7 protein-coding genes and 1 pseudogene are annotated in these 7,559 nt (G+C 35.6%); 6 read left to right on the top strand and 2 right to left on the bottom strand.

Features of this window, described 5'->3' with window-relative positions:
- Positions 1 to 98 precede the first annotated feature (98 nt).
- Positions 99 to 1,064: an ornithine cyclodeaminase family protein gene (locus tag V7164_RS02335; protein ID WP_335344865.1), complete on the top strand. Its 966-nt coding sequence runs from the start codon at positions 99 to 101 to the stop codon at positions 1,062 to 1,064.
- A 175-nt stretch (positions 1,065 to 1,239) separates the two neighbouring features.
- On the opposite strand, the pseudogene V7164_RS02330 reads toward V7164_RS02335, so the two are convergent.
- A pseudogene (locus V7164_RS02330) lies at positions 1,240 to 2,476 on the bottom strand (IS110 family transposase).
- A gap of 776 nt (positions 2,477 to 3,252) precedes the next feature.
- On the opposite strand from V7164_RS02330, the gene V7164_RS02325 reads away from it, so the two are divergent.
- The 5 genes from V7164_RS02325 (at position 3,253) to V7164_RS02305 (ending at position 7,017) form a co-directional block, all read left to right on the top strand.
- Entirely contained in the window at positions 3,253 to 3,666 is a 414-nt protein-coding gene (locus V7164_RS02325) for a hypothetical protein (RefSeq protein ID WP_335353331.1), read from the top strand.
- Positions 3,667 to 3,706: 40 nt separating this feature from the next.
- Positions 3,707 to 4,123, top strand: a complete 417-nt coding sequence (locus V7164_RS02320) for a VOC family protein (RefSeq protein WP_335353330.1) — start codon at positions 3,707 to 3,709, stop codon at positions 4,121 to 4,123.
- Between the two features lie 555 nt (positions 4,124 to 4,678).
- Complete coding sequence (locus V7164_RS02315) at positions 4,679 to 5,722, top strand: serine hydrolase domain-containing protein (protein WP_335344889.1); 1,044 nt, start codon at positions 4,679 to 4,681, stop codon at positions 5,720 to 5,722.
- A 609-nt stretch (positions 5,723 to 6,331) separates the two neighbouring features.
- Positions 6,332 to 6,712: an MBL fold metallo-hydrolase gene (locus V7164_RS02310; protein WP_335353329.1), complete on the top strand. Its 381-nt coding sequence runs from the start codon at positions 6,332 to 6,334 to the stop codon at positions 6,710 to 6,712.
- A complete protein-coding gene (locus V7164_RS02305) occupies positions 6,709 to 7,017 on the top strand; it encodes an MBL fold metallo-hydrolase (protein ID WP_335353328.1) in 309 nt (102 codons plus the stop codon). Before V7164_RS02310 ends, V7164_RS02305 begins: the two co-directional genes overlap by 4 nt.
- A 310-nt stretch (positions 7,018 to 7,327) precedes the next feature.
- Here the strand turns inward: V7164_RS02305 and V7164_RS02300 are convergent, their stop codons facing one another.
- The gene (locus V7164_RS02300; RefSeq protein WP_335344887.1) at positions 7,328 to 7,543 is read right to left on the bottom strand and encodes a hypothetical protein; all 216 of its coding nucleotides are present in this window, start codon (positions 7,541 to 7,543) and stop codon (positions 7,328 to 7,330) included.
- Positions 7,544 to 7,559: the final 16 nt, after the last annotated feature.

Raw genomic sequence — 7,559 nt, 5'->3', positions numbered from 1 at the left:
AATCGGGCGCATTTCTAGACCAAGAAATGTGCCTTTCTTAATGAATCGGGCCAAATTATAGAATAGTGAAGGGAACCAACCAAGGAAGGATGAGATAAATGACTTTACTATTAAAAAATACGGATATAAAAGGCCTACTCTCCCCACAGGAACTAATTCCTGAATTAAAAGAAGGATTTGAAAAGTACTCCATAATGAGAAACATTGATGGACAACGTGCAAATTCACCACTCCCGAACGATTATTCAAGTTCAATGATTATTTTTCCTGGTTTGTTAAACGAAATACCCGCATATACCGTGAAGGTTCACGCTAAGTTTCAAAATCAATCACCATCTATTAAAGGAGTAATTCATCTTCATGATTTAAATAATGGTGATTTGCTTTCAATTATGGATTCACCTTATTTAACAGCTGTTCGAACCGGTCTCTCTGGAGCACTTGGTACACATATACTTTCACATTCGAATGCTAGTAGAGTTACAATCATCGGTTGTGGAGTCCAAGGAGAGTTACAATTAAGATCATTAACATATTTTCGTAGCATCTCAAAGGTGTATGCTTTTGATCTAATTCCGGAAAAGGCCCGTTTGTTCGCCGATAAAATGAGAACGGAACTAAATATCCCTGTGTTTGCTTCTGAAAGTTTAGAAGAAGTTACTAAACAAGCAGAGATTATTATTTCTGCAACTTGGTCTGAAGAACCTTTTCTTTTTCCTAAAATGATACAGCCGGGTACACATATAACTACCCTGGGGGCAGATCAACCTGGAAAATGTGAGATCAGCGCCGAACTTATCCAACAATCGGTTTTTATTTGTGATGACATTGATCTTTCTGAAAAAATGGGTGCTATTGGTGGAGCTGGTCTGACAAGAAAGGATGTAGATCCCTATGAACTAGGAGAAGTTCTTGCCGGATATCGATCTGGACGCACTAGTCCAGAGGAAATAACGGTGTTTGGTTCCGTTGGTTTGGCATTTCAAGATCTTGTTGTTGCTTGGAATGTATACCAAAAGGCAATTGAAAAAGGAATAGGAGAAAGCTTTGATTTTAACTTGTAGAAAGTATGGATTTATTTTTGTTTGGTTTTATTATTCAACAAAACCAGCTAATAGTTGTCAACATTTTTCAATAAAAAAATGAAAAATTAGATGATATACTAAAAATGAGCATGCAAAATAACCTTCCTGATTTTCATTATTGGAAGGTTTTGTTTTATGTTGTTAAATATAGTTTTTAAGCCAACTCTTGGAAAGTGGTTTTGTTCTTTAAAAGTGCATAAATCAAGTGTAAAAGCTTATTAACACAAGCAATTATCGCTACTCTATAGGGTTTACCTTCATCGCGTTTTTTATCGTAAAACTCTCTTAATTTTTTGTTTCGAGGTATAACGGTATCGCTCGTCTTTTGTTTACGGGCATCTCGAATTCCACAGTACACAGCCATATATAATGCTTGCCTTAACCTTCTAGATCCTCTTTTCGTTATGCGATTGTTGGTCGCTGTAAACCTTCCAGAAGAGTAAACACTAGGATCTATTCCTGCAAAGGCAACTCTTTTTAGGGTGATTAAACCGATCTATTTCTCCAACTTCGGAAATGATTGTTGCCGCAATCTTTTCTCCGATACCAGGGATAGACTGGATAATCTTATATTCTTCAATTTCTTTAGCGAGGGCATCTATTTCAGTTTCTAGTTGTGATAGATGCTCTTGATATTGAAGAACGATGGTAATTAACATCTTTAGGTTAAAGATATGGCTTTCATACAATTTGTTTTGAAATGGATTTCGTAGTGCAGCCTCAATAAGTTTTTGTGCTTTTTCTTTTGCCCACTTTTCTGAACGTCTGGTACATAACGATACAATCTTGTCAGTTAATATGGATTCGGTAGTATTTAGTACATATTCAGAAGTAGGAAATAAGGAAAGAGTCTGTAAAGAGACTTTTGAATATAAATTACCAAAGACACCTCTATATTCAGGAAATACTTGATCTAGCACTGTTAGAAGCTGTACCTTGGTTTGTGTAGAGATACCTGATATTGTCTCTTGTTGCCTTGTAAGATTACGAAGGTTTAAGAGTTGAATACCTCTTTTCTTATACGGCTCAATTTCTTCTTTGTAGTACAGTTCGCAAAGAAGATAGGCATCGACAGCGTCTGTTTTTACCTTTCTTAAACTTGCGCTCCTTGCTCGATGAGAGATAAGGGGATTCACAATAATATAAACATATTGCTGTTACTCCAAAAATTGAATAACAGGAGAGTGGTAATGTCCTGTTGATTCTAAGATAACCGAAGGTTGCTTACCATCAGCTACTCTTTCAATCTCTTTTAAGAATCCTAATAAATTCTCAAAGCCCTCAACTGTATGCTTTACACTAAAACTTTTACGAAAAGGTTGACCCTTATCCAAGAATGCTTGTACCTGACTTTCCCCTTTAGAAACATCCAGACCTACTACTGGATTCATCATCATCTCCTCCTTAGAAATTAAGATTAGTCGGTTGTCCCTAGCTTGTACTATCATAGGTTCGCTTGTTAAACGGGATCATTGTCCCAACCAGCCTGAAACATGCTTATACAAGTAGGGAGTGAACAGTTTTGCGGACGGGATCAAGTCCCACGGACGCTACGTTCTACTCCGACTACCGCTATAATAAAACCAAATAAAAAAAGTTCAACCAGTAAAAACTGGCTAAACTTATATTACGAACGGGCGCTTTTCTGAAATAAGGAAATCGTCTTTCTTCATGAAAAGGCCAGATTGTTGAATAACACCTAGATATCTAGGTGAAAGTTTAGGCGAGTTTGTGAAACTCTTGTACTTAAAGTAAGGAAGCAGTTTAGTTTAATATAAGTTGAATAAAAATTAGAAATAAATTACAATGAAATAATACATAGAATTTCTATGTATCCTTAATCTAGGTATTAAGTATAAACGAATAAAATACAATTCTTTTCAACGGGGTAAAAAAGTGGCTTTCTTAAATACTTCTAAGTAAGTCCAAAAAAAGGGATGAAAATATTTCACCGGCGATGGGTTTATGAAGAGAATATTTCTTTTACCAATTTCAATTTTACTAATTATTTTTTTGTCAGCTTGTACAAATTCAACTGAGGCATCCAAATCAAACAAAGATAATATTATTGTAGATATTAAAAACAATACTAAGCGCCTATTTTCATTATAGGGCCAGATTGTTGAATAGCGCAGAAGGTTTTTAAGAAAACTATGGGGGGAAAAAGATGAAGCTAACAATAAGAGCAAGGATGTTGGGCATTTATGATTTGTTTTTGGCGACAGGCGCGATTTGGATAGGTGTGCAGATGGTAAGTTCAAGCCATGGAATTTTCGCTGAGGAATATCCGGATAGCTGGTCCTCTACGCTTCCTTTTGATAGTTGGGTGGTACCTGGGATCCTAGCGATTGTCATATTCGGACTTGGCAATATCACGGCGGCGGTATGTAGTTTTAAAAAAAGGAATAACAGTTCGTGGTATGCATCTGCCATTATGGGAGCTGTTTTCTTCATCGGATTGAACTTTCAGCGAATTATAGTAGGTGAAACGTATATCGTGACGAATCCGTTATTAGCTTTGAGTATTATTCAGTTATGTCTGAGTGGATACGTGTTTTTTGGTTATAGAAAAGAACTCTAAAAAAAATAAAATCGCAAATTTTTCACAGGAGGTAATAAAAATGGCATTCACATCCAAAAATATCTTTATCAATTTATCTGTAAAAGACGTAAACAAGTCCACCAATTTTTTCAAGGAACTTGGTTTTGAGTTCAACCCACAATTCTCCGATGAGACCACATCTTGTATGATCATCAGTGAGAATATCTTTGCTATGATAATGATTGAGGAACGTTTCAAAGGATTTAGTAAGAAGGAAATAGTGGATACTACTACTTCTGCCGAAGCAATTCTCAGCTTTTCAGCTGAAAGTAGGGATCAAGTGGATGAGATAGTAAATAAGGCATTGTCATCTGGTGGTAAATCTTTTAGTGACCCTCAAGATCATGGGATTATGTATATAAGGGGGTTTCAGGATTTAGACGGTCATTTATGGGAAGTTGCTTATATCGATGAAAGTGCAATGAATCAAGAATAAACTTTAAGGTTAAAAGTCATCCAGTATAATATTCTAAGGGATGATGCCTTAAAATGTATCATCTTTTTATTTATCTTTTATCAGATTAGAAATATGTGAAGTAAAGAGTTAAAGTAAAATGGGCTGGATTTGAATAAGATTTAGGCAAGGGTCTTGCAACAAACGGCGCTTTCATTAATTATGAAGGCGTCTTTTTCTAATCAAACAGATTCTGAAGCAACACAATTTAAATTGAAGTTATGTTAAGGTGTAGAAGAGATTGTGAAGGATTCTACAAAACTCTCGTGTGCGTTAGAACAATAACTAAAGATCAAAAAACTCTTTTAAACCCTTCGCTCTTCCACAATCGGGCGCTTTTCTGTAATAAGGATCAGTGCTTATTTTCATTTAAGTGCCATATTCTTACATAAGGAAAAGATTTTTTAGATGGTAAATTGAAATTAAAAGGATGATATTTGATTAGCTAATGGGGGTAGTTGGTTGAACATGGTACAGCGATTTGCATTTTACATCCATTAGAAAGGGGCAGGGCTTAGAAAATAATATATTCATCTAATGAGGTGGTGGAAATTGACAAATAGAGGTGTAAAGGTGGGTGAATCGATTAAAAAAGTCATAAACAACGAGGAATTTTCTGGAGTTGTTTTTGTGAAGGACGACAATGAAATACTATTCAAATCAGCATCTGGATATTCTGATCGGACTGAAGAACGATTGAATAACATACACACACGTTTTGGTATGGCTTCAGGCTGTAAGTTGTTTACTGCAATTGCAGTTTGCCAATTAGTTGAGAAGGAAATATTATCCTTTGATACACGACTTAAAGACTGTTTAGATGTAGTTTTTCCGCATTTCGATGAAAATGTAACGATCCATCATCTTTTAACCCACAGTTCTGGAATTCCAGATTATTTTGACGAAGAGGCGATGGATAACTTTGAAGATCTTTGGAAACATACACCTATGTATCTATTAAAGGATTTACACGATTTTCTGCCATTGTTTAAAAACGAAAAAATGATGTTCAAACCTGGAGAAAGATTTCATTATAATAATGCTGCATTTATTGTTTTAGGTTTGATTGTGGAACAACAAACAGGCCTTTCTTTTACCGATTATATTAAAACGAATCTTTTTAATAAATGCGGTATGAATGATTCAGGCTATTTTTCATTAGATCGGCTACCTAAAAACACAGCTTATGGATACATTTACGATAAAGGTGGGACATGGAAAACGAATGTCTACTCTATTCCGATCAAAGGTGGAGCTGATGGAGGAGCCTATATCTCTGCACCTGATATGATCAAACTTTGGGAAGCATTACTGGATCATCGTCTTATAAGTAAAAAATATATTGAACTACTTATGACCCCACACATTCATGTAAAAGAGGAAGTCCATTATGGGTATGGAATTTGGATCAACAAACGTAATAATTCCATATTCAAGTATCATGTAATGGGGTACGATCCCGGGGTGAGTTTCCATTCGGCCCTGTATCCTAAGTCCGGGATTAAGCTCGTAATCCCTTCAAACAAAAGTTCAGGGCCATTTAAAGTTATGAAAGCGATAGAAGAATATTTTGAGATCTAACTTCGTACTTCTTTATGATGTTGTCGATTAAAAATCGCCTTCCCCTTGTGGTGGTGCATTTTAGCTTGGAACGATAGATACTATATTAGCAAGTTGTTCAATTAACTATCAAATAAAACAGAACTAAGTTTTATTCAAGAATCGGGCGCTTTTCTGAAACAAGGAAAGCGTCTTTCTTCATGAAAAGGGCCATTTAATTGAATAAGGCTTATTTAACTGACTGAAGCAGATTGAAAAAAATGTATATTACGGCAGTACAGCAAATAAAGTAAGAATAACATTGGATGGTGATCAATTATAAGGAATGTGCAAATGGATAACTTATCTACTCTAAGTAAACAATTGCATATCTCGAAGAAATGCTGCTAAAAACGTAAATTCGAAAATCTGAAGAGTAATTCTCAAACATAATGGCTAAAGATTTTTTATTTGGGATTTCGGGCAGCGGTTGGTTCAGAAAAGGTATCGTGAATGATGAGTTAAAAACAAGAAAGAGTTAGCATCACTCTTAGACTAGATATAATTTCATGGTGCCTAACACATTTACTTTTGCTGCGGAAACCTTATTTTAGATTTTAAAGAAAAATGAAAACAGGGAGAGGAAGAAGTATGAAAGTCAATAAAGTTTCAGAGAATATTTGGAGCTTAAAAACCTGGATTATTATCCCTATTCATGTGTGGGTCATTGTTGATGGCAATGGGGTAACACTAGTAGATGCTGGAATACCGAAGATGGCAAAAGGCATTATGAATTTTATTAAAGAACTGGACGCCGGCCCTTTGCAAAGAATCTTATTAACTCATGGTCATCCTGATCATGTTGGTGCTATAAAAACTATTTTATCAGTAACAAAAGTACCCGTATATGCACACCGAATTGAAATTCCATATATGGAAGGTGAGCTTCCTTATCCGAAACGAAAAAAAGCTAAACAGACGGTATCTAAACAATTAATCCAAGCGCTTCAAGAAGATGGACAAGGCAATTGAATTTGATTGGCGGGATAAAGCCTTATCTGACTCCTGGGCATTCTCCTGGACATGTTGTCTATTACCACGAAAAGGATCAAGTGTTAATCGCAGGCGACCTCTTTACCTCCAAAAAGGGGAAGATCCATCAACCAATCTCAATGTTTACTTCGAATATGCATGAGGCAGTGAGAAGCAGCACTATCGTTGGAGAATTAAAGACCATTAGGTTAGAGGTTTGCCACGGGCACCCTGTGTTCCATCCGGCAAACCATCTGGAGGAATACATTCAAAAAATGGAGAAGTTGTTTTTGGGGAAATCATGAATTCTGGATTCATGGGAAGACTAGTTGTAGATTATATAAGGTGGACAAAGCTGCAGCTATCCATAATTCTACAATCAGCAGTCCACACATTGTAGAGTGTGTGTCGCAACTCATTTTAAAGAAAGACAACTAACCCACTGAGCGTTGCCTTTTTACGTTTCCACAAACTTAGATACTTCTTTTCCCATTGTGGTCTCCTAATGGTTATATCTATTTCTTCTATATTATCTGGTATTGAATGGTATTAACTCAATTGCCTTTTGTGGATATGTGATTCAATATGATTATTTAATCTTTATGGAATAAATCATTATTGAGATGCTTTTCTCTTCTTATCTGCAATTCTCTGATAGTGAAGAATAATTTCGCTTGCTTCTTTAGGTCCTTTCATTGCGTACTCAGCATGTTCCTTTGAAATTTCAATATTAGCAAAATGTGCAACTATTCCACCGTCGTCAAAAATCAAATAGAATTTTTCATTTTCCTTACAAATTTCAATCCCATAATCGAAAAAAATTCTTTCCATAGGTATACTCCTATTT

Source organism: Bacillus sp. JJ1474 (assembly GCF_036965225.1).
Classification (GTDB): Bacteria; Bacillota; Bacilli; order Bacillales; family Cytobacillaceae; genus Cytobacillus.
This window is presented reverse-complemented; position numbering and strand designations above follow the sequence as displayed.

Bases quoted from the DNA above. Each gene is read 5' to 3' on its own strand.
- V7164_RS02335 (WP_335344865.1), top strand. From the start codon at position 99: ATGACTTTACTATTAAAAAATACGGATATAAAAGGCCTACTCTCCCCA.
- V7164_RS02325 (WP_335353331.1), top strand. From the start codon at position 3,253: ATGAAGCTAACAATAAGAGCAAGGATGTTGGGCATTTATGATTTGTTT.
- V7164_RS02320 (WP_335353330.1), top strand. From the start codon at position 3,707: ATGGCATTCACATCCAAAAATATCTTTATCAATTTATCTGTAAAAGAC.
- V7164_RS02315 (WP_335344889.1), top strand. From the start codon at position 4,679: ATGAGGTGGTGGAAATTGACAAATAGAGGTGTAAAGGTGGGTGAATCG.
- V7164_RS02310 (WP_335353329.1), top strand. From the start codon at position 6,332: ATGAAAGTCAATAAAGTTTCAGAGAATATTTGGAGCTTAAAAACCTGG.
- V7164_RS02300 (WP_335344887.1), bottom strand. From the start codon at position 7,543: ATGGAAAGAATTTTTTTCGATTATGGGATTGAAATTTGTAAGGAAAAT.